At 72.2% G+C, this 21,040-nt stretch carries 21 protein-coding genes; 10 read left to right on the plus strand and 11 right to left on the minus strand.

Features of this window, described 5'->3' with window-relative positions; translation table 11 throughout:
• The first annotated feature begins 1 nt into the window (after nucleotide 1).
• The 5 genes from LWJ43_RS05570 to LWJ43_RS05590 all read left to right on the plus strand — a co-directional run bounded on the left by LWJ43_RS05570 (nucleotide 2) and on the right by LWJ43_RS05590 (nucleotide 6,037).
• On the plus strand, nucleotides 2-1,138 hold the full coding sequence (locus LWJ43_RS05570; protein WP_277331166.1) for a leucine-rich repeat domain-containing protein: 1,137 nt from the start codon (nucleotides 2-4) through the stop codon (nucleotides 1,136-1,138).
• Nucleotides 1,135-2,880, plus strand: coding sequence for an ankyrin repeat domain-containing protein (locus tag LWJ43_RS05575; protein ID WP_277331167.1), 1,746 nt, complete (start codon nucleotides 1,135-1,137; stop codon nucleotides 2,878-2,880). The genes LWJ43_RS05570 and LWJ43_RS05575 overlap by 4 nt, the downstream gene beginning before the upstream one ends.
• Nucleotides 2,877-4,085 (plus strand): AAA family ATPase, encoded by a 1,209-nt coding sequence (locus LWJ43_RS05580; RefSeq protein WP_277331168.1) that lies wholly within the window; start codon nucleotides 2,877-2,879, stop codon nucleotides 4,083-4,085. The genes LWJ43_RS05575 and LWJ43_RS05580 overlap by 4 nt, the downstream gene beginning before the upstream one ends.
• Nucleotides 4,063-5,247 (plus strand): vWA domain-containing protein, encoded by a 1,185-nt coding sequence (locus LWJ43_RS05585; protein WP_277331169.1) that lies wholly within the window; start codon nucleotides 4,063-4,065, stop codon nucleotides 5,245-5,247. The genes LWJ43_RS05580 and LWJ43_RS05585 overlap by 23 nt, the downstream gene beginning before the upstream one ends.
• A gap of 127 nt (nucleotides 5,248-5,374) precedes the next feature.
• The gene (locus LWJ43_RS05590; protein WP_277331170.1) at nucleotides 5,375-6,037 is read left to right on the plus strand and encodes a lysophospholipid acyltransferase family protein; all 663 of its coding nucleotides are present in this window, start codon (nucleotides 5,375-5,377) and stop codon (nucleotides 6,035-6,037) included.
• Nucleotides 6,038-6,119: 82 nt separating this feature from the next.
• On the opposite strand, the gene LWJ43_RS05595 is transcribed toward LWJ43_RS05590, so the two are convergent.
• Nucleotides 6,120-7,112, minus strand: coding sequence for a fibronectin type III domain-containing protein (locus LWJ43_RS05595; RefSeq protein WP_277331171.1), 993 nt, complete (start codon nucleotides 7,110-7,112; stop codon nucleotides 6,120-6,122).
• 161 nt (nucleotides 7,113-7,273) lie between these two features.
• On the opposite strand from LWJ43_RS05595, the gene LWJ43_RS05600 reads away from it, so the two are divergent.
• Nucleotides 7,274-7,882, plus strand: a complete 609-nt coding sequence (locus tag LWJ43_RS05600) for a TIGR03086 family metal-binding protein (RefSeq protein WP_277331172.1) — start codon at nucleotides 7,274-7,276, stop codon at nucleotides 7,880-7,882.
• Nucleotides 7,883-7,925: 43 nt separating this feature from the next.
• Here LWJ43_RS05600 and LWJ43_RS05605 read toward each other — a convergent pair whose 3' ends face one another.
• The 3 genes from LWJ43_RS05605 to LWJ43_RS05615 are packed head-to-tail and all read right to left on the minus strand — an operon-like array spanning nucleotide 7,926 to nucleotide 10,808.
• Entirely contained in the window at nucleotides 7,926-8,924 is a 999-nt protein-coding gene (locus LWJ43_RS05605; RefSeq protein WP_277331173.1) for a hypothetical protein, read from the minus strand.
• Complete coding sequence (locus LWJ43_RS05610) at nucleotides 8,914-10,071, minus strand: hypothetical protein (RefSeq protein WP_277331174.1); 1,158 nt, start codon at nucleotides 10,069-10,071, stop codon at nucleotides 8,914-8,916. Before LWJ43_RS05610 ends, LWJ43_RS05605 begins: the two co-directional genes overlap by 11 nt.
• A gap of 53 nt (nucleotides 10,072-10,124) precedes the next feature.
• Nucleotides 10,125-10,808 (minus strand): alpha/beta fold hydrolase, encoded by a 684-nt coding sequence (locus LWJ43_RS05615; RefSeq protein WP_277331175.1) that lies wholly within the window; start codon nucleotides 10,806-10,808, stop codon nucleotides 10,125-10,127.
• A 64-nt stretch (nucleotides 10,809-10,872) separates the two neighbouring features.
• Between LWJ43_RS05615 and LWJ43_RS05620 the strand changes: the two genes are divergently transcribed.
• Together LWJ43_RS05620 and LWJ43_RS05625 are read left to right on the plus strand one after the other, a co-directional pair.
• Entirely contained in the window at nucleotides 10,873-11,676 is an 804-nt protein-coding gene (locus LWJ43_RS05620) for a chitosanase (RefSeq protein WP_277331176.1), read from the plus strand.
• A gap of 129 nt (nucleotides 11,677-11,805) precedes the next feature.
• Nucleotides 11,806-12,672 carry a chitosanase gene (locus LWJ43_RS05625; protein WP_277331177.1) on the plus strand — a complete coding sequence of 289 codons (867 nt, stop codon included), beginning with the start codon at nucleotides 11,806-11,808 and terminating at the stop codon, nucleotides 12,670-12,672.
• 66 nt (nucleotides 12,673-12,738) lie between these two features.
• On the opposite strand, the gene LWJ43_RS05630 is transcribed toward LWJ43_RS05625, so the two are convergent.
• From LWJ43_RS05630 to uraD, 5 genes are all read right to left on the minus strand, one after another.
• Nucleotides 12,739-14,220 carry a nucleobase:cation symporter-2 family protein gene (locus LWJ43_RS05630; RefSeq protein ID WP_277331178.1) on the minus strand — a complete coding sequence of 494 codons (1,482 nt, stop codon included), beginning with the start codon at nucleotides 14,218-14,220 and terminating at the stop codon, nucleotides 12,739-12,741.
• Nucleotides 14,221-14,484: 264 nt separating this feature from the next.
• Nucleotides 14,485-15,882, minus strand: a complete 1,398-nt coding sequence (locus LWJ43_RS05635) for an 8-oxoguanine deaminase (protein WP_277331179.1) — start codon at nucleotides 15,880-15,882, stop codon at nucleotides 14,485-14,487.
• 314 nt (nucleotides 15,883-16,196) lie between these two features.
• Nucleotides 16,197-17,129 carry a factor-independent urate hydroxylase gene (gene pucL / locus LWJ43_RS05640; protein WP_277331180.1) on the minus strand — a complete coding sequence of 311 codons (933 nt, stop codon included), beginning with the start codon at nucleotides 17,127-17,129 and terminating at the stop codon, nucleotides 16,197-16,199.
• A gap of 6 nt (nucleotides 17,130-17,135) precedes the next feature.
• On the minus strand, nucleotides 17,136-17,528 hold the full coding sequence (gene uraH, locus LWJ43_RS05645; protein WP_277331181.1) for a hydroxyisourate hydrolase: 393 nt from the start codon (nucleotides 17,526-17,528) through the stop codon (nucleotides 17,136-17,138).
• A gap of 48 nt (nucleotides 17,529-17,576) precedes the next feature.
• Complete coding sequence (gene uraD / locus LWJ43_RS05650; RefSeq protein WP_277331182.1) at nucleotides 17,577-18,083, minus strand: 2-oxo-4-hydroxy-4-carboxy-5-ureidoimidazoline decarboxylase; 507 nt, start codon at nucleotides 18,081-18,083, stop codon at nucleotides 17,577-17,579.
• A gap of 289 nt (nucleotides 18,084-18,372) precedes the next feature.
• On the opposite strand from uraD, the gene LWJ43_RS05655 reads away from it, so the two are divergent.
• The gene (locus tag LWJ43_RS05655; protein WP_277331183.1) at nucleotides 18,373-19,065 is read left to right on the plus strand and encodes a recombinase family protein; all 693 of its coding nucleotides are present in this window, start codon (nucleotides 18,373-18,375) and stop codon (nucleotides 19,063-19,065) included.
• Nucleotides 19,066-19,110: 45 nt separating this feature from the next.
• Here the strand turns inward: LWJ43_RS05655 and LWJ43_RS05660 are convergent, their stop codons facing one another.
• Both LWJ43_RS05660 and LWJ43_RS05665 read right to left on the minus strand, forming a co-directional pair.
• Nucleotides 19,111-19,506, minus strand: coding sequence for a helix-turn-helix domain-containing protein (locus LWJ43_RS05660; protein ID WP_277331184.1), 396 nt, complete (start codon nucleotides 19,504-19,506; stop codon nucleotides 19,111-19,113).
• Nucleotides 19,503-19,754 (minus strand): YkoF family thiamine-binding protein, encoded by a 252-nt coding sequence (locus LWJ43_RS05665; RefSeq protein ID WP_277331185.1) that lies wholly within the window; start codon nucleotides 19,752-19,754, stop codon nucleotides 19,503-19,505. The genes LWJ43_RS05660 and LWJ43_RS05665 overlap by 4 nt, the downstream gene beginning before the upstream one ends.
• Nucleotides 19,755-20,175: 421 nt before the next feature.
• Here LWJ43_RS05665 and LWJ43_RS05670 point away from each other — a divergent pair, with 421 nt between their 5' ends.
• Nucleotides 20,176-21,015 (plus strand): TIM barrel protein, encoded by an 840-nt coding sequence (locus LWJ43_RS05670; protein ID WP_277335819.1) that lies wholly within the window; start codon nucleotides 20,176-20,178, stop codon nucleotides 21,013-21,015.
• Nucleotides 21,016-21,040: the final 25 nt, after the last annotated feature.

Raw genomic sequence — 21,040 nt, forward strand, 5'->3', positions numbered from 1 at the left:
GATGTCGCAGCCGATGCCCGTGCGCTGCCCGGCGATCGAGCACCCGGACCTCCCGCTCGCCGACCCCGCTCTGCTGGAGCCGCTGCTGACGCGGCTCGCGGTGGAGCGGCCGGTCGGGGCGGACGAGGTGTTCCCGCTGGGGACCCTGCGGGGCGACGGGCGTGTCGACCTCTGCAAGCAGGGGCTCGGGGCTGCCGGCGCGGCCGGGCTGATGCCCGCGCTCGCTCGCTCACCGCACGCGGAACACGTCCTGCTGGGCACCAACTCCCTCGGCGACGAGGGGGCCCGCTCGGTCGCGGACGCGCTGCGGGAGTGCGGCCACGGGCTGCGGACGGTCTATCTCGGTTGCAACCGCATCGGGGCCGACGGCGCTGCCGCGCTGGCCGGGTCCCTGGGCGGGGACGGCACCGTCCGGGCCCTGTGGCTCAAGCGCAATCCGCTGGGCGACGCGGGTGTCCGGGCGCTCGGCGCGATGCTGGCCCGCAACACCGTCCTGCGCACTCTCGACCTCGTCAACTGCGGGATCACCGCTGCCGGTCTGACGTCCCTGCTGCGCGTGCTCGCCGTGCGGGAGCAGCCCCTGGAGAGGCTGTTCCTCGGCGGCAACGGGCTCGGCCCGGAGACCGCACCGCTCCTCGCGGCGCTGCTGCGTGACGCGGGGGTGAGGGAGCTGTATCTGCCGGCCAACCACCTCGGCGACGAGGGGGCCGCCGTGCTCGCCTCGGCGGTGGACCCGGCGCGTCCGGTGCGTCTCGGGCTCGGCGGCAACGGGATCGGGCCGGCCGGGGCGAGCGCGCTGGCGGACGCCCTCGGCGGGATCGAGGCGCTCAACCTCGGCCGCCCGATGTCGCAGCGCAGCCTCGGGGCGGCGGGGAACGCGACCGGCGACGCCGGGGCCCACGCGCTGGCCGCCGCCCTGCCGGGCAGCCCGCTGCGCCGCCTCGAACTGGCGCACACCGGCCTGACCGGCCGGGGCGCGAAGGACCTGCTGGGCGCCGTCGGTACGGACTGCCGGCTGGAGTACGTCGGCCTCGGTCCCGGGCTGCCCCGCAGGGTGAAGCGGTCCTTCGCCTCGCGACTGCGGCCGGACACCGGCACCCATGCGGACCTGCGCGCGATAAGGAGCGTCTACCGGTGAGGCCCTGGCCCAAGGACGGTTTCCTCCCGCCGGAGGAGGCGTCGAGCCTGCGCAAGGTCCGCCGGTACGCCGTGCCACGCGGGCTGATCGAGCGGGCGACGGAACGGCGGCTGGCCGGTGACTGGCGTGGTGCCCTCGCGGCGGCGCGCGTCGAACCCGCCTTCGACCTCGCGGAGGTGACGGCGGCGTACGGTACGGCCGTCGCCGGAGCCCTCGCGTCGGACCTGCTCCACCTGGTACCCGACCTGGTGCACTGGCACCTGCCCCGGGTGCTGGCGGGGCGCTCCACGATCGCCACCGACCGCACCGTGGTCCTGGCCGGCTACGGGAACGGGTCCGGCCTGCCTCTCGCCCCGTATCTGTATCTGCTCACGCCCCCGATGGTCGACGGACCGCAGCGCCTCGTCCTGCGTTTCGGCGCCGTGCCCGGCGAAGAGACTCCCGGCGTCTTCGGTGCGGGGACCGAGGACTGGCGGGCCTGCCGGTGGCTGTGGGACGCGCGGCACACGGACGGTCTCCGGGAGGCGGTCGGCGCCGCCGTCCGGGTTCCCTTCTTCCGCCACGACGGCACGCCGCTGAGCACCGAGGAGCTCGGCGCGGGCGATGACGCGGCCGGCCGGGCGGAGCGGGTGACGCTGCTTCACCAGGAGGGCAAGGTCTCCGAGGCCTTCGCCGCCGCCGGCGTCGAATGGGACCCGGTCCTGCCGGAGTCCACGCGGTCGTGGCGCGGGCTGGACATCGAGGACAACGTCCGCCGGATGACGCTCGACATCCCCCGCCTGGATCCGGCGGTGCGGCGCGCGACCGCCGCGGGTGGCGGGGAGCGCTTCCTGGTGCCCATGAGCTGGCGGATCTCCATCCTGCTGGAGCTCCCGGACCACAGCACCGGCGGGCGTCTCCGGGCCCGTGTCGTCGAAAGGGAGACCCCGGGCGCGGCATCGGCGGCCCGGCTTCCCGAGGCGGCCTGGCGCCGCCTTCCCGACCTCGACCTGCTGCGGATCGGCGCCATGCCGCCGCAGTGGCTCCACCCGCTGGTCGCCCGTGCGCTGTTCCCCGCCCTCGAGGGGCCGCTCGGCCCCCCGGGGCCTCCGGCGCCACGCCCCGTGCGGGTGAGGTGCAGGGGCGAGTGGCACGAGGTCGTGTTCCGGGACGGCGCGCTCCGCTCCCCGCACACCGATGAGGAACGGCAGCGGGAGAGCGCCCTGCGGGCCTTCGGCGGGGCCGTCGCCGGCTGCTTCGCCGTGGAGCACTCCTGCACGTCGGGCACGGGAAGGCTTCCGAAGGAGCTGCGGGCACAGGTACGGGAGCTGTTCCTGCGCGCCCAGCACGGGGACACCCCCGCGGTGCTGGAGATGCTGGACGCCGGTGTGGACCTCCGGGTGAAGGACGCACGGCAGCGGGGTCTGCTGCACGTCCTGCCGCTGCTCGACCACGAGGCCCTGCTGCCCCGGCTCCTGGAGGCGGGACTCGACCTGGAGGCCAGGGACCACATGGAGCGGACCCCGCTGGGCGTGGCGGTGAGTGAAGGGGGCTCCCCCGCCCTGGTGGGGGCGCTGCTCGACGCCGGGGCCAGGATCGACGTGACGGACGCGACCGAGCTTTCGCTGTCCCAGATGATCCGCCGGTACAGGCGCGAGGACCTCGCATTCCTCAAGGAGCGCGTGGAGACGGAGCACCCGGGCATCGGGTCCGAGTGGTACGACGAGTATGTCCAGGAGAGCCCGGAGGACGAGGAACAGTGAGCACCACCATCCGGCCCGCCTCCGTCACGCCGGGACCGCTGGAGGCCGCCGACGACCTGAACCGGCGGCTGCGCACCACCCGCACCGAGCCCGCGAAGAGCCCCCAGCTGGAGGCGCTCGCACTGGCGGTGACGGCCAATCAGCCGGTGCTGCTGTGGGGCGAGCCCGGGATCGGCAAGTCCGCGGGCATGGAGCAGCTCGCCGCCGGTCTGGGGCTCGAGCTGGAGACGGTCATCGCGAGCGTCCACGAACCGTCGGACTTCGCCGGGCTGCCGGTCGTGGGCGACGATCCGGCGGTGACGGGCGTGCCGATGGCGCCGCCCGACTGGGCAGTGCGGCTCGCCCGTGCCGGACAGGGGCTCCTCTTCTTCGACGAGTTGTCGTCGGCGCCGCCCGCCGTGCAGGCGGCGCTCCTGCGGGTCGTCCTCGAACGGCGGGTGGGCAGCCTGCGCCTGCCGGAGGCCGTACGCGTCGTGGCGGCGGCCAATCCTCCGTCGAGCGCGGCCGACGGCTGGCACCTCAGCCCGCCGCTCGCCAACCGCTTCGTCCACCTCCGGTGGACGCACGACCCGCGCACCGTCGCCCGCGGCATGGCGGGGACCTGGCCCGCCCTGGGCGTACCCGTCGTCGATCCCGCCAAGGTGCCGGGGGCGGCGGCACGGGCCCGTGGTGCGGTCTCCGGGTTCCTGACGGCGCGCCCCGGCCTGGTCCACCACATCCCGGCGGACGCCGAGGGCCGGGGCCGGGCGTGGCCGTCCCCGCGGACCTGGGACATGGCGCTGCGACTGCTCGCCACGGGTCACGCGGCGGGCGCCGGCCGGGAGGCGGTCGCGGCCGTGCTCACGGGCGCGGTCGGGGACGGTGCGGGCATCGAGCTGCTGTCCTATCTGGAACACCTCGACCTGCCCGACCCGGACCGGGTGCTCGCGGACCCGGACGCGTTCGCGCTGCCGGGGCGCGGGGACCGGCAGCTCGCCTTCCTGATCGCGGTCGTCGCCGCGGTTCAGGGCGACCTGACCAGGGAGCGCTGGGAGGCGGGGTGGGCCGTGCTCGCCAAGGCCGTCGACGCCGGTGTGCCCGACGTGGCCGCCCGGGCGGCGGTGGACCTCGCCGGGATGAGGGACCTCGACTGGCCGGTGCCGCCGGGTATCGACGGCTTCCTGGACCTGCTGCGGCAGTCCGGTGCCCTTCCTCAGGGCGGCTGAGCTGGACACCACGAAGCTGCTCGCGGCGCGCTACCGGGCGGCCGCCGACCGCCCGTACCTGGCCTCGGCGCTGTACGCCCTGACCGTGGTGCCGAGCGACGAGGTGCCGACCATGGGCGTGGACCGGTACTGGCGCTGCTACGTGTCGCCCGCCTTCGTCGACCGGACCCCGGTGGCGGAACTCGCGGCGGTGTGGGTGCACGAGGTCGCGCACCTGCTGCGCGACCACCACGGGCGGGCCGGGCTGCTGCCCGCGGCCGATCAGCGGGATCCGCACCGGGTGAACGTCGCGCAGGACTGCGAGATCAACGACGACCTGATCGCCGACGGGCTCCCGCTGCCCGAGGGGCGGATGGAGCCGCGCCTCTTCGGCCTTCCGGGGGGCCGTCTCTTCGAGGTGTACCTGGCCGCGCTGCCGCCCTCCCCCGTCACCCAGGACTGCGGGTCGGGCGCCCACGGGCAGCCGTCCCCCTGGGAGTCGGGCGACCCCGCGGGCCACTCGGGGGTCGGCACGGTCGAGGCGGAGGCGCTGCGGCGCCACACCGCGGAGGCGATGCGCGCCCACGCCCGCGCCCGGGGGTCCCTCCCCGGAGGCTGGAAGCGCTGGGCGGACGAGGTCCTCCAGCCCACCGTCGACTGGAGGCGGGCGCTCGCGGGTGCCGTGCGGGAGGCCGCCGCCTGGGCGGCCGGGGCGATCGACTACACCTATCGGCGGCCGTCCCGCCGGAGCGCGGCACTGCGCGGCATCGTGCTGCCGAGCCTGCGGCGCCCCCTGCCCAGGGTTGCGGTCGTCATCGACACCTCGGGCTCGATGGGCGAGGCGGAGATCGCCACCGCACTCGCCGAGGTGACGGGCGTCCTGCGCGAGGTGGGGATCCGGGGCAACCGGGTGACGGTCCTGGCCTGCGACGCCGACGTCCAGGCGGTCTCGCGGGTGACGTCCGCCGGCCAGATCACGCTGGGCGGCGGCGGTGGCACCGACATGCGCGTCGGGATCGCGGCGGCGCTGGCGGGACCGGAACGCCCGGGCATCGTCGTCGTGCTGACGGACGGACTCACTCCGTGGCCCGACGAGACCCCCTCGTGCCGGCTCGTCGCCGCCCTCATCGGCCCGTCCGCCCCGGCCCCTCCCGCGTGGATCGAGACGGTGCGCGTCACGTAGAACGGTTCCTCGCCCCAGGCTCGGCCTGGGCACCGGACCGTGAAGGATGAGTGCGGCTACTCAGGCTCCGGGCGCCTCTCCCGCCGAGGATGGGGACCGCCATCAGATCGAGCTCAGGAGTCCGGACATGCTCAGCCGCCTCGCCGACGTCCTGGTACCCGCGTTCGGCCGTCTCACGGTCACGGCCGACGCGGACGCCGCACTCGCCCCCGGCAGCATCATCGCCGCGAACCACACCTCGCTCGCCGACCCCGCCGTGGTGCTCGCCGCACTGCACCGCCTCGGGGTCCGTCCGGTCGTCATGGCGGCCGCGGGGCTGTGGCGTGTACCGGTACTGGGCCGTGCGCTCGCCCAGGAGGGGCACATCCCGGTCCACCGCGGCGACCGGCGCGCCGCGAACGCCCTGGACGACGCGGCTGACGCGCTCGACCGCGGTCGCCTGGTCCTCATCTACGCCGAGGGCGGCATCCCGCGCCGTACGGACGCCGCGGAGGCGGCGCCCGAGGCCTTCCGCAGCGGCCTCGCCCGGCTCGCCAGGCGGACCGGGGCGCCGGTGGTGCCGGTCGGCCAGGCCGGCGCCCGCCGGGTGACCTCGGGAAGCGTGCCCAAACAGCTCGCGGGCCTGTTCACGGCGCCGATGCGCCGCCCCGGACTGCACGTGCACATCGGAGAACCGCTCGACCTGTCGGCGGACGGTGCCGACCGGACCGAGCGGGCCCGCACCGCCGTGACGGCCGCCTGGCGGACGGCCGCCACGCGGCTCGGAGAGCCCGCCGCGCTCGCCGCCTGAGGAGCGCTCCGTCCCGGGCGCCCGTCCGCATGCCGGCGCCCTTCCTCCCCAGCCCCGGCGACGCCGCCGGGGCGAGGGGCCGTCAGCCGGGCAGGACCACCGTGCGCTGGGCCGAGAAGTCGCCCCACTTCCCGTCGGGGAGCTTGGGCCGGATCTTGAGCGAGTAGCGGGTGCCGGGCGGGTCGGTCAGGGTGAGCCGGTACGTCGCCCGGCCCTCGGGCGGCGTACCGCCCCAGACGATGGTGGTGGTCAGCCTGCCGTTCAGGAACAGCTGGTACGCGGGAATCGTGCCGCCGGTGTCCGGCTGGTCCCAGGAGAGGTCGACCAGCGACTCCTCGCCCTGCACCGCAGTCGCCGTCCGCAGCCCGGTGGGCGCCGTGCTCGCGGGGGCGCCCGGCGCGGACGGGGTGGTGAGGTCGAGGGCGTCGCTGTCCGGTGAGGAGCGGTCGGCCGCGTCGCGGGCGCGGACGGTGAAGGTGTAGACCGTGCCGGGCCGCAGCCCGGTGAGGCGGGCCGTGGTCCGCGTGCCGGAGACGCTGTGGATCCTGGAGTCCTCCTGGTAGATGTCGTAGGAGGTCACTCCCACGTCGTCCGTGGAGCCGCCCCAGGACAGCGAGACCGTCCGGCCGCTGTCCGCCCTGCCCCGCAGCGCCGTCGGGCCGGTCGGCGGTTCCTTGTCGGCGGGGGCGGCCGCGGGTGTGGTGACGAGGACGGTGGCGCTCGGTGCGGACACGTTCCCGGCGGCGTCCCGGGCCCTGACGGTGAAGGTGTACACCGTGGAGGCGGAGAGACCTCCGACGTCGGTCATCAGCTTCGCCGCGTCCACCGACGCGGCCTTCTCGCCCGCGCGGTAGACGTCGTAGCCGGTGACGCCCTCGTCGTCCGTGGACCGCTCCCACATGACGTGCACGGAGGTGGCGCTGCCGGCCTGCGCCGTCACTCCCCCGGGGACCGCCGGCTTCACGGTGTCCGCTTCGACGGAGTCGCCGCATGCGCTGAGAGCGGCGAGGAGCAACGCGGCGGAGCAGGTCAACGCGGTGCGTGCGTGGGGGCGTTGCACAGTGATGCCTTCCATCCGACAGCAATGGTCCAGACCTATATGCCATGCGGACGGCGTCGCCGACAAGAGGGTGGACGGGAACGTTCCGCGATGTCCGCGATGCGTTCCGGACGCGGAAGCACGTGTTCCGGCGCCTGGCGGCGATGAGTTCCGGCCGTGGGAAGGGTCTGAAGGGTATGGACACTTCTGACGGAACCGCGCCCGGTCTCGACCTGGAACCGGCCGCGCGACAGATCCGCGAACTGATCGGCGCCGTCGACGACCGGCAGCTGACCGGCCCCACCCCCTGCCCCGACTACTCGGTACGGGAGCTGCTCGGGCACCTCCTGGGGCTGACCGTCGCCTTCCGCGACGCGGCACACAAGAAGTACGGCCCAACGACCGGCACCCCTCCGACAGCGGCCCTGCCGGTACTGCCGGCCGACTGGCGCACCGCGCTGCCTCCCCTGCTGGACGAGCTGGTCGCGGCCTGGCGCTCCCCGGACGCGCTGGAGGGCATGACCCGGGCCGGCGGAGTCGATCTGCCCGGTCAGGTCGCCGGGATGGTCGCGCGCAACGAGCTGCTGGTGCACGGCTGGGACCTGGCCAGATCCACTGGGCAGGAGTTCCGGGCGGACGAGGCGAGCCTGCGCTCCTCGGAGGTGTTGCTGGCACCCGGGGACGACGACAGGTCCGGGCCCGACGCGATCTTCGGCCCGCCGGTCCCCGTCCCGGCCGACGCGCCGCTGGCCGACCGGGTGATCGCGCTGAGCGGGCGCCGGCCGGACTGGCGGCCGGGCGACTGAAGGGCCTCGGGGCCGGGCCCCGCGTGGCGCGGGCGCGCTCGGTTCAGGCCCCTTCGCCCTCTCCCCGGAACACCCGGAGCACCTCCCGCGCGCGCTCCTGGAACCGTTCGTCGGCTGACGCGGTCGCCCCCTCCACGGCTGAGGCGGTCACCCGCGGATCCCGCTCGGCCAGTTCCGTCAGACGGCGGCGGTGCTCGGCGGTCATCGCGGCCGGGCCGAGCCCCAGCAGCGCGTCCAGCGCCGTGAACGGGTCCGCGTCCATCTCCGCCGAGGCCAGCAGCAGCCCCGCCGCCTCGGGCCCGTCCAGAGTCTCCGGGGCCACGGCGCACAGGGCCCGCACGACGACCGGGGTCTGGTGCGGGTCGGGCAGCAGCCGCAGCAGTTCCTCGGTGAGTGGCCGGCCTTCGTCACCCAGCTGTACGGCGACACGGGCGGCCCTGGAGACCGTCCACCGCATCCAGTCCGGCCCGGTCGCGGACAGCGCGCCCCGCAGCAGCGGCACGGATTCCTCGGCCCGGCCGGCAATTCGCCACAGCGCTTCGGCGACGGCGATGCCGGCGTCGAACCGCGGGACGGTGCGGTCGGCGGCGGGGTCGCCGACGGCAGCCGACAGCGCGGGCAGCAGGACAGCCGCGCGTGGCCCGAGGCCGGCGGCGATCGACGCCGCCTCACGCGTCCCGTGCGCGTCGCCGTCCTCCAGCCGCTCGGCCAGCAGAGCCAGCACGGGCTCGGCGTCACCGGTGAGTTCGTACAGGGTCCTGGCCGCGCCGAGGCGTCCCTCAGGCTGTCCCGAGCGGGCAGCCCGGCGCAGGGCGTCGCCCGCCTCGGCTCGGTTCCCCGGGGCGCATACAGCGGCCAGCGCCCTCGTCATCTGCTGCGGGAACCTCCCGAGTGCGGACAGCACTTCGGGCAGGGCGGACGACGCCTCGCTCCCCCAGGACTCCAGCAGGGCGGCGTAGCGGTACGGTTCCTGGCCACCGAGCGCGTCCGGCTCGGCCAGCCGGGCGCGCACGGCCGCGAGCAGGCCGGCGTCACGGAACACGGGGTGTGCCGAGCAGTCCTCCGCAGGCCGCGTCGAGGGCCCGGGGCCGCCGGGCCAGGTCCCGGGACAGGAACGGCACGGCCTTCTCCGGATCGACGTCGACCAGCGCCGCGAGCGCCCGGTCGGCCAGATCGTCGTCCCGCGCCGCCAACTCCGCCAGCACGGGGCCTGCCTGTGCCGCGTGTCCACCGAGGAGCCGGAGCAGGGACAGCACCGCCTCCGTGCTCTCCGGGTCCCGGCGGACCGCCTCGCACAGTGGGCCCGCGAGCCGCTCCCGCGCACTGCGCGATATCTGCACGGCGGACTCGGAGGCCCACGCGGCCTCGGCGAGCACCTCGGGCCGCCCGGTCAGCAGCGCGGCACCCAGCAGTGCGTACGCGCCGTCCCGGTCCGCGGGGGTGTCCCGGAGCAGCAGGGACGAGACGACGTACTGGAGGGGCTCGTTGCGGTCGAGGTCCATGCGGCCGGCGACGAGGTGGTCGGCGGGCAGCAGCGCGAGCATGGCGTCGTGGTGCTCCGGACCCCAGTCGGCCCCGGCGTCCACGCATCCCATCAGGGCCGCGACACGGACCTCGGCCGGTTCGTCGGGTCCGAGGGCCCCGGCGGCGAGGGCGCGGCTGCCCTCGGGGTCCAGGTGGACCAGGCCGCCCAGCAGTTCGGCCCTGACGCGCGGATCCGTCTCCACCGCGAAGCGGTCACGGAGCACCCCGTACGCCTCGTCCGTCGCGCCCGTCATGGCCGCGGCCCAGGCCGCCGCCTGGCGCACGCCGCTGTCCCCGGCCTTTACCGAGGCGAGCAGCAGGGGCAGTTCGGCGGTCACGGCGCGGCGGGCGGCGGCCTCGTCGCTGTCGCCGTGGTCCGCGCCGTTCTCCGCGATGCCGCCGAGGAGGGCCAGCACGTCCGCCGCCCGGATCCCGGCGGCGGCCATCCGCGCGAGGAACGGCACGGCGTGTGCCGTGGCCTCGTACACCGACCCCTGGTGCAGGATGCTGCCGTACAGCTCGGAGAGTGCCTCCTCGGCCTTCTCGTCGTCGTCCCCCGCCAGTGCCCGCAGGCAGTCGGGCACATCGGCGGCGCTGCCGTAGGCGTGCGTGAGCGACGCCCACGGGTGGGCGTCGACCTCGGCGGAGAAGCGGCTGGGATCCATGCCGTGGATCATGACACCCGGCACCGACAGTGCTCGCCGCGTGCTCCGGGGGCTCAGCTGGTGAAGAACTCGCTGATCTGCTGGGCCACCTGGTCCGGGTGCTTCTTGTGGACCTGGTGGCCGCCGCCCAGGGTGATCAGCCGGCAGTCGGGGATGAGCGTGGCCATGTCGGACAGCCTTTCCTGCGGCATGTCGCTCTCCGGACCCCCCGCGATCATCAGGGTCGGGGCGACGATCTGCCCCAGCTCCTCCCGCCAGCGCGGTTCCGGCTCGGCGATCTGCGCGCGGACCTCGTCCAGGGCGTTCTCGTCGTGGTCGACCGGGCCGGTGTGACGGGTGTCGGCGACCAGCTGTCCGGAGAAGGGCGGCGGGGTCTCGATCAGCACCAGTCGCTCGACGCGGTCCGCGTGCTCCTCGGCGAGCAGATAGGCCACCACTCCGCCCATCGAGTGGCCGACGACACCGACGCGGTCGAGCTCGCAGGCGTCGAGGAACTCCAGGACGTCGTCCCGCATCTGTTCGAGGCCGTACTCGTCGGGCCAGTCGCTCTCGCCGTGCCCGCGCAGGTCGACGGCGTACACCCGCCACTCCTCGCCGAGGAGGCCGGCCACCGCCTCCCAGCTCAGGGACGAGCCGCCGAGGCCGTGCAAGAGGACGACGGGCGAGCCGAAGGGGTCACCCCAGGTCCGGTACGCCAGCCGCACATCGCCGACGTCCACAACAGACTGATCTTCCATGTACCGAACGCTACAGGCGCCGCACCCCGGCCGGCCCCGGCCCCCGGCCTGGCAGGCTTGCCGCGTGAAGCACAGACGTCTCGCCCTCGCCGCGGTCGCGGCCCTCGTACTGACCGGCTGCTCCGGGGCCGGTTCCGGCCCCACCGAGAAGGGGCTCGACGACCCCGCGAACAAGGACATCGCCATGCGGCTCGTGTCGAGCGCGGAGAACTCCACGCTCGACTGGAAGGCCCAGTACGGCTACATCGAGGACATCGGCGACGGCCGGGGCTGGACCGCCGGGATCATCGGGTTCTGCTCCGGCACCGGGGACATGCTGAGGGTCGTCGAGCGCTACGCGGCGAAGCGTCCGGGGAACGCGCTCGAGGGTTTCCTCCCGGCTCTGCGCGCGGTGAACGGCAGCGACTCGCACGAGGGGCTCGAGGACGCGTTCACCGCCGCCTGGTCGGAGGCGGCGCGGGATCCCGCGTTCAGGTCGGCGCAGGACGCGGAGCGCGACGACTCGTACTTCGACCCGGCGGTCGAGCGCGCCGAGGCCGACGGGCTCAGCGCCCTCGGGCAGTTCATCTACTACGACGCCTATGTGATGCACGGGTACGCCGACGCCGTCGGCACGGTCGGTTTCCGGACGATACGCGCCCAGGCCGTGGCCGAGGCCGAACCGCCGTCGGAGGGCGGTGACGAGGAGGCGTACCTCAACGCCTTCCTGGACGCGCGGGTGGCCGCGATACGCAAGGAGCCCTCGCACAGCGACACCAGCCGGGTGGAGACCGCCCAGCGCGTGTTCGTGCGTGAGGGGAAGCTCCAGCTGGAGACCCCCCTGGTGTGGAAGGTCTACGGCGAGAGCTACCGCATCGACGGGAGCTGACCTGCCGCACGCCGCAGTCCGCGAGGACCCCGGAGAGGTCCGTGCACGGGGGGTTACCGCGCGGGCCGAGCTCTGGTAGGAAAGTTTACTAACAGAATATCGGAACGACGAACTCCTTCTGGAGGACCGGTGCATCACCCCCACACCAGCACCTCGCGTCGCACCACCCGATTCACCCGCACCGTCGGACTCGCCGTGCTGGCCCTCGGGCTGACCTTCACGGCGATCCCGGCCACCGCCCACGCCGGCGCCCCCACGCCGCCGGCCGCACACCTGGAGGCAGCCGCGACCGGGCTCGACGACCCCGCGAAGAAGGACATCGCCATGCGGCTCGTGTCGAGCGCGGAGAACTCCACGCTCGACTGGAAGGCCCAGTACGGCTACATCGAGGACATAGGCGACGGCCGCGGCTACACCGCCGGCATCATAGGGTTCTGCTCCGGCACCGGCGACATGCTCGGCCTGGTGGAGCTGTACACCGAGCGGGAACCGGGCAACGCCCTGGCGTCGTACCTGCCCGCCCTGCGCGAGGTCGACGGGACCGACTCGCACGAAGGGCTCGACCCTGGGTTCACCGGCGCCTGGGCCGAGGCCGCGTCGGACCCCGCCTTCCAGCGGGCACAGGACGACGAGCGCGACCGGGTGTACTTCGACCCGGCGGTGCGTCAGGGCAAGGCCGACGGCCTGGGCACACTCGGCCAGTTCGCGTACTACGACGCCATCGTGATGCACGGCGGCGGTACCGACGCCACGAGCTTCGGCTCGATCAGGCAGAGGGCCCTGGCCGTGGCGTCGCCTCCGTCGCAGGGCGGTGACGAGACCGCCTACCTCGACGCGTTCCTGGACGCGCGGGTCTGGGCGATGGAACAGGAGGAGGCCCACTCGGACACCAGCCGGGTCGACACGGCCCAGCGGGTGTTCCTGCGCGACGGCAACCTGAACCTGGATCCGCCGCTCGACTGGCAGGTCTACGGCGACAGCTTCCACATCGGCTGACACCACCGCGCCCGGCGTGCGCGTACGGGCACCCCTGAAGGGGGGTCCCGTACGCGCGCCCGCGGTTCAGTGGGCGACGGGCACGGCCATCGGGTCCTTCGGCTGCTCGCTGTCCACGGCCTCCGGATCCGACGGCACGTCCGGCGTGCGGCCCCAGTGGTTGAAGGCCAGGTTCAGCACGATCGCCACCACACAGCCGGTGGAGATGCCCGAGTCGAGGACGACGAGCAGGTCCTCGGGGAACGCGTGGTAGAAGCCGGGCGCGGCGATCGGGATGAGGCCGACGCCGACGGCCGCAGCGACGATCAGCGCGTTCTCGCCCTTCTCCAGGGCCGCCGTGGCCAGTGTCTGGATGCCGCTCGCGGCGACCGACCCGAAGAGGACGATGCCCGCGCCGCCGAGCACCGGGAGCGGCACGAGGGCGATGACGGACGCGGCCACGGGGACCAGACCGAGCAGGACGAGGATGACGCCGCCCGCGGCGACGACGAACCTGCTGCGGACCTTGGTCATGGCGACCAGCCCGATGTTCTGGGCGAACGCGCTGCACATGAAGCCGTTGAAGAGCGGGCTGACGGCGCTGCCCAGGGTGTCGGCGCGCAGTCCGCCCTCGATGGTCCGCTCGTCCGCGGGACGGCCGACGATCTTGCCGAGGGCCAGCATGTCGGCGGTGGACTCGGTCATGCAGACCAGCATCACGATGCACATGGAGATGATGGCGGCGATCTCGAACTGCGGTGCGCCGAAGTGGAACGGCGTCGGGAAACCGACCACGTCGGCATCGCCCAGTGCCCCGAAGTCGGTGATTCCGGCGGGTACGGCGATCAGCGTGCCGACGACCAGGCCGAGCAGGATGGCGATCTGCTGGAGGAAGCCCCGCAGCAGTTTGCGCAGGGCGAGCACGATCACGAGGGTCACGGCCGCCATCGTGATGTTCGTCGTCGAACCGTAGTCGTCGGCGGTGGCGTCGCCGCCCTGGGACCAGTTGAACGCGACCGGCAGGAGCGAGACACCGATCAGGGTGATGACGGTGCCGGTGACGACGGGCGGGAAGAACCGCACCAGTTTGCAGAAGTAGGGCGCGAGGACGAAGCCGAGGAGACCGGCGACGATGATCGCGCCGAAGATGACGGCGATGCCGTCGTGACCGCGATCCTTGCCTATCGCGATCATCGGGGTCACCCCGGCGAACGAGACACCGTTGACGAACGGCAGCCGGGCGCCTATCCGCCAGAAGCCGAGGGTCTGGAGCAGGGTGGCTATTCCCGCGGTGAAGAGGCTCGCCCCCATGAGGAAGGCGGTCTCCTTGGCGCTGAGGCCGACCGCGGGTCCCACGATCATGGGCGGGGCCACCACTCCCGCGTACATCGCGGCCACGTGCTGCAGGCCGCTGGTGAACATCCTGAGGGGCGGGAGCTTCTCGTCGACCGGATGTTTCCGGTCCGGTCCGCCGGCGGCGTCCTCGTCCTGCGCGCCTGCTCGAACTGTGTCTGCTTCTGCGGCGTTTGCTTCGACTGCGTTCTTGCGAAACCTGGGCGTAGCTGCCACGGCTTCCTCCGGTCGGGTGCACGTCGGGTGACGTGGGTGTCAGGGAGGTGGTGCTGAGTGGTGCGTTGTTGCAGGTCGTGCAGCTGGTGCGGGCAGCTTGGAGCTCACCCGTGCGGGTGCGCGTACAGGACGTACGCGCACCCGCACGGGCTGCCGTCGACCCGTGGGTCCACGGCGGCCGGCCGAGGGCCGTCCCCCTCGGCCGGCCTGTCAGGGGGGGTGGGAGCCGTCCCGTGGTCTCCGGTCGACAGCCCTCACGGGTCATCAGGCCCCGGCGGCGATCCGTGCCAGTCGCCTGGCCTCGTCGCGGGTCGCGCGGGCGATGGCGTCCTCGTCCACCGTGGTGAGGTGGCCGTCCTCGACGACGGTCCTGCCGTTCACGAGGGAGAGGGTCACGGGGGCCGCGGCGCCGAACACCAGGGCGGTCACCGGGTCGGCGATGGAGGCGTGGGCGAGGGTGTCCAGCTTCCAGAGCACGAGGTCGGCGAGCTTCCCCGGTTCCAGGGAGCCGATCTCGTCGGCCCTGCCGAGGACCCTGGCGCCGCCGTGCGTGCCCAGGCGCAGTGCCTGACGGGCGTTCAGGGCCTTCTCCCGGTGGGCACCGAGGCGGTTGATGAGCAGGGCGTTGCGCAGTTCGGTGTGGAGCTCGCCGGACTCGTTGGAAGCGGTGCCGTCGACGCCGAGTCCGACCGGGACGCCGGCGGCGAGCATGTCGGGGACGCGGGCGATGCCTGCGGCGAGGCGGGCGTTGGAGGAGGGGCAGTGCGCGACACCGGTGCCGGTACGGGCGAAGGCGGCGATGTCGGAGTCGTTCATGTGGACGCAGTGCGCCATCCACACGTCGTCGCCGAGCCAGCCGGTCGACTCGAAGTAGTCCGTCGGGCCCATCCCGAACAGCTCCTTGCAGAACTGTTCCTCCTCGACCGTCTCCGAACCGTGGGTGTGCAGACGCACGCCGCGCCGGCGCGCCAACTCGGCTCCCTGACGCAGGAGTTCGGTGGACACCGAGAAGGGCGAGCAGGGGGCGACGGCGATCTGCGTCATCGCGTCGAACGAGGCGTCGTGGTGCTCGTCGACGGTCGCCTCGGTGGCGGCGAGCGCCCCGTCGAGGGTTTCCACGGCGAAGTCCGGCGGCAGTCCGCCGTCCTTCTCGCTGCGGTCCATCGAACCGCGGGCGAGGGTGAAGCGTACGCCCATGTCGCGGGCGGCCCCGATGATCGCACCGGACAGGTCGCCGGAACCTCGGGGGAAGACGTAGTGGTGGTCCATGGCGGTGGTGACCCCGCCGCGGGCCATCATCGCGAGCGAGCCCTGGGCCGCCGCGCGGGCCATCGGCTCGTCGATGCGCGCCCAGGTCGGGTACAGGGCGACCAGCCAGTCGAAGAGGTTGTGGTCGGTCGCGAGGCCCCGGGTGATCCACTGGTAGAAGTGGTGGTGGGTGTTGACGAGACCGGGTGTGGCGAGGTGCCCGGTGCCGTCGACACGGCGTACGACACCGGTGAGGCCCTCCGGGGCCGTGCCCGCGCCGACGGACTCGATGCGGTTGCCCGCCACGACGACGTACCCCGAGGCGTACTCGGTGTCGTGGGCGTCGACGGTCGCGATCGAGCAGTTCTCGATGACGATGCGCTGAACGGTCCTTGGATCCGCCGAAGCTGCCATGGTGCTTCCCTCTTCTGTCTCTGGCGATGTGGGCACGGCAGGACCCCAGGAGGATTTGAGTGCCACAGCGTGACGGCTGTGGGTGCCGAGATGATGGAAGAACAGGTTGTGCGGGACCGCGACGAGCGCTCCCGCACTGATCCCGGATCCGAGCACGGTATGCGCCCAGGAGGGGAATCCGGCGTGGAAGTCGGGCGCCGCGAGCGGGATGACGCCCGCGCCGAGTGGGGCCGGACAGGAGGAGGTGCCATGGGATGTCCCTCCGGGACGACCGGCCTCCGCGCCGCTGGGGGCGGGGGCCGGTTCAGCTCCGCTCAGAGGTTGGTCAGATCGACCGGGATCTTCGGCTCGACGCCGTCCCGGAGCACCGTCGCCTCGATGAGACCGTACGGGCGGTCGGCCGCGAAGTACACAGCACCGTCGGCGGTGTCGTTCTTGAGGCCGAAGGGCTCCAGGTCGACGAGGAAGTGGTGGTTGTTCGGCAGGGAGAAGCGGATCTCGTCGATCTCGCTGCGGCTTTCGATGATGCGCGAACCCATCTGGTACAGGGTCTGCTGGAGCGAGAGGGAGTAGGTCTCCGCGAAGGCCTGGAGCATGTGCTTGCGCGCCTGCTCGTAGGACTTCTCCCAGTTCGGCATGCGCTGTCCGTCATCGGTCCAGTTGTAGCGCCACCTGGCGGACACGTCGGTCGCGAGGATGCGGTCGTACGCCTCCTTCAGGGTCGTGTACTTGTCCTTGACGTAGCCCCAGAACTCCGAGTTGGTGGAGTTCATCACCGTGAGGTCCTTGAGGCCGGAGATGACCTCCCACTTCTGACCGTCGTAGGTGATCTGGGACGTGCGCGTCTCCTGACCCTTGCGGACGAACGAGTGCTTGACCTCGTCGGCGCCGATGAACCTCGAGTTGCCGTCCGAGGTCGCGATGCGCTCCCAGGCGTACTCCTCGATCCTGATCCGGGCCACCTTGATCGGTTCCTGCGAGCTCACGAAGTGCCGGGCGAGGTGTATGCCGAACTGCTCGGCCGACTCGATGCCGTGTTCCTTGGCGAAGGCGAACACCGTGTTCTTGGTGGTGTCGGTGGGCAGGACGTTGGCGTTGGAGCCTGAGTAGTGGACGTCGTCCATGTCGCCGGAGAGCGCGACCGAGACGTTGAGGTCCTTGATGTGGTGGGTGTCGCCGTCCCGCGTGATCCTGACGACGCGGTTCTCTGCTTTGCCGTACTGGTTCTGGCCGAGAATCGTGGGCATTGTCTGCTAGCTCCCTCGGTAAACGGAGTAGCCGAACGGGTTGAGCAGCAGCGGTACGTGGTAGTGCTCGCCCGGGGTGACGGCGAACGCGATCGCCACCTCCGGGAAGAACGCACCGCTGTCCCTTACGCGGGGGGCGTCCTGCTGCGCCTCGGCTTGCTTCTTCGCGGTGAAGTACGACTCGGTGTCGAAGACGAGCCGTACGTGGGTGGTTCCTTCCGGCAGGGCCGGCAGGTCTTTGCAGCGCCCGTCCGCGTCGGTCGCGGATCCGCCGAGCGTCACGTACTGCGCTTCGCCGCCGCTGCGGGCGGCCAGGGAGACGGTGACGGCTCCGGCCGGACGGCCGATGCTGGTGTCCAGGATGTGGGTGGACACCGATGCGGTGGTGTCGGTGCTCAAGACCGTCACGCTCCTTGTTCTCAAGAGTGCTGTACGAGGCCCTGGTCCTCAGGAGTCCTCTACGAGGCGGTTCAGCCGGATGCGGTTGATCTTGCCCAGCTCGGCGCGGACGATCTCGCGTTCCCGCTCGGGCGAGTTCCCGGTCCGGATCTTCACCGCGTCGCGCATCTGCTCACCGGTGGCTCCGGTGGCACAGATCAGGAAGACGTGTCCGAACCGCTCCTGGTAGGCCAGGTTGAGTTCGAGCATCTCCGCCTTGAGCTCCTCGGACGCTCCGGCCATCCCCCGCTGCTCACGGGCGGAGACCGGATCCCCCGGTTCGGGGCGGCCGATCGGCGGGTGGCCCGCCATCGCCTCGGCCAGGTCCTCCGCGGAGAGCTCGGCCATGGCGGCGTCACTGGCGGAGAACAGGGCTTCCGGGCCGGAGTACGGCCGGTGGGCGAGGACGAAGCTTCCCCACGCCGCACTGGCGCACACCTCGTGCAGCGCGGCTGCGGCCTCCCCGGCCGCCAGGGTGTTGAACCGGGCGAGGCCCGGTGTGGAGCTCGTAGTCACGGGAGCCTCCGTGGCTTTTTCGCTGTGCGTTTTCGGGCTGCGGACAGCTAACGCCCTCCACAACACCACGTCAACAGTTTGTTGAAATTCCACGAACAGATGATGCCGCCGCCCGAGTTCCCGGACGGCGGCATGACTCCGCATCACACACCGCCACTCACCGAATAACTATGCTAGTTACCCTGAGTTAGCGACTGTGACCTTCGAAGACCTATGGCCCGTTGACCTGCAAGGACAGGCCGGCTGGTCGACGTCCGAACGAAGAGAGCTTGTCGACCTCCATGAGGGAATGGCCCAGCTGCCAACCACCTCACCGCGCGCCCTGCTGTCCATCAGGCTGTCGATCCTGACCGAGGAGACCACGTCCCCCCTCCGCCAGGAACTGGACCTCGTACGCATGGCTGTTGAGCGTGGGAGCCGAGTGGTGGGCATCGCCAGAGACCTTGGCGTGTCTGCAACCAAGGTCCCACCCTGGAAGCGGCCTCAGCTCGGTGAGTGGATCAGCAACAGAGCCCCTGAGTTCGATGAGATCCTGTTCTGGAAGCTTGACCGCTTCGTACGACGCATCTCCGATCTGCACCTGATGATCGAATGGTGCAAGGAGCACCAGAAGACGCTTACCGCCAAGCACGACCCTATCGACCTCTATACGGAGTTCGGTCAGTTCATGGGCACGATCATCGCGGGCGTGGCTCGGATCGAGGCAGCCAACACAGGTGTCCGTGTCGAGTCCCTGTGGAAGTTTTCTCGCACGGTGGAGAAGCGCTGGATCATCGGCAAACCCGTCTACGGGTACAGGACCGAGGCACAGCGGGACGGAACCAAGTCCCTCGCCATCGACCCGGAGAAGGCAAGAGCGCTCCGCTGGATCCACTCCATGATCGCCCGAGGAGCATCCCTGTACCGCGCCTGCAGGATGCTGACCCGAGCCGGCATCCTGCCTCCGAACAAGGGCCAGTGGTCCTCAGGCAATCTGACGTAACCGAGCTTGAAAAAATGGCCATTTCGGCAGCTGATGGACCACTTCTCATGACTCATCACGAGACTTGGCGGCCCTCTTCTCCTCCTGGGAATTGATGTAGTTGTAAACGGTGAAACGACTGACACCGAGCGCGCCCGCCACCGTCTCCACACCGTGCCGCATCGAGAAGGCACCGCGTGCCTCAAGCGTGCGCACGACGCCCTGCTTGGCCCTGCGGTCCAGGTCGGCCAGCGGCATCCCGTGCCGCCGCTCCATCGCGGCCAGGATGTGGTCGAGCGATTCCGAGAGCTGAGGGAGCCGCACCGCCATGACGTCCACCCCCTCCCACGCGAGCACCACGTCCTCGGTGGTCGCCTGCTCCGGGTCGAGCAGTTCGGCGCCCATGGCGTCGACGAGCGGCTTCACCGCGGCGACCAGCGGGTGGTCTGCCGGTCCGGTCACGGGGTGTCCTCCCCGATCACGTTGACCTGGAGGGAGACACGGGTGGCGCCCGCGGCCAGGGCCTTGCGCAGCAGGGAGTCCACCGCGGTGAGGACCTGGTCGGTGCCCCCCTCGGCCGTGTTCCCGAAGGGGCCCACGTCCACCGCGTCCAGGTCGGCGGTCCGGAGGACCTCACGGGCCACCACCGCGTGGGCGGGTGCCTCGTCGAGATCGAAGGGCTCGGTGGTGAATTCCACCCTCAAGCGCACGGTGCCTCCCTCATGTCCCGCCGCGTCGGTCGGCTCGCACGGCTCGCCCCGACCCTAGAGCACGGACCCTGGGACGCGGCGGCCCCGAGGGCGAGGGGCCCACGCGCTTCACGGCCCCGCCTGGACGGCCCCCCGGACGGCCGACGCGATCGGATCACCGTGCGCGAAGTCCCCAGGCGGGCTCCCCGGGCGATGCCCGCCCCGACCAGACGTCGACGGCGGGCACGAGGCACCACACCCCAGGACCCGGTGCCGGCGGTTCGACCAGGCACATGTGACCGGTGGCGGGGTGGAGGGCACACGCGCCGCCGCCCCGCTTCCGCACGTCCGGAATCCGGGTTTCCTCTTGACAGCCTCACCACGCGCCGGGCAATCTTCCGTTGAGCAGAAAGTAACTTCCGCTATACGGAAGGAGCGCATGATGGGCTTCTCGGACCAGCGCTTCGATGTGAACCTCTCGATCCTCTTCACCGAACTCCCGCTCCTGGAGCGCCCGGCGGCGGCTGCCGCCGCGGGATTCACCGCGGTCGAGCTCTGGTGGCCCTGGATCGAGACCCCCACCCCCGCTCAGACCGAGCTCGACGCCCTGAAGAAGGCGCTCGACGACGCGGGCACGCAGCTGGTCGGGCTGAACTTCTACGCGGGCCGGCTTCCCGGCCCCGACCGCGGGGCACTCTCGCTGCCCGGCGGGGAGTCGGACCGCTTCCGCGCCAACATCGACGTGGCGGCCGATTTCGCGGCCTCGGTCGGCTGCAAGGCGCTCAACGCGCTCTACGGCAACCGCGTCGAGGGCGTGGAGCCGGCCGCCCAGGACGAACTCGCCCTGGAGAACCTGGTCCTGGCCGCCCGTGCGGCCCACCGGATCGGTGCCACCCTCCTGATCGAGACCCTCAACGACACGGAATCGCCGCTGTACCCCCTGGTCAGCGCACCGGCCGGCATCGAGGTCGTCGACCGCGTCAACGAGGCGACCGGCCTGGGCAACGCCGCGTTCCTGCTGGACCTCTACCACCTGTCGATGAACGGCGAGGACCTCAGCCAGGTGGTCAAGGCGTACGCCGCGAAGACCGGCCACGTCCAGATCGCCGACAACCCGGGGCGCGGCGCGCCCGGCACCGGCTCGCTTCCGCTGGAGCGCCTCCTCGACGAGCTGACCGAGGCCGGGTACGACGGCTGGGTCGGCCTGGAGTACAAGCCGGGCGACCGGCCGAGCGCGGAGTCCTTCGGCTGGCTCCCCGCCGGTCTCCGGCCCGCCCGCTGAGGCCCGCCCCCTCTCGCACACACGC

Source organism: Streptomyces sp. JH34, assembly GCF_029428875.1.
Taxonomy (GTDB): domain Bacteria; phylum Actinomycetota; class Actinomycetes; order Streptomycetales; family Streptomycetaceae; genus Streptomyces.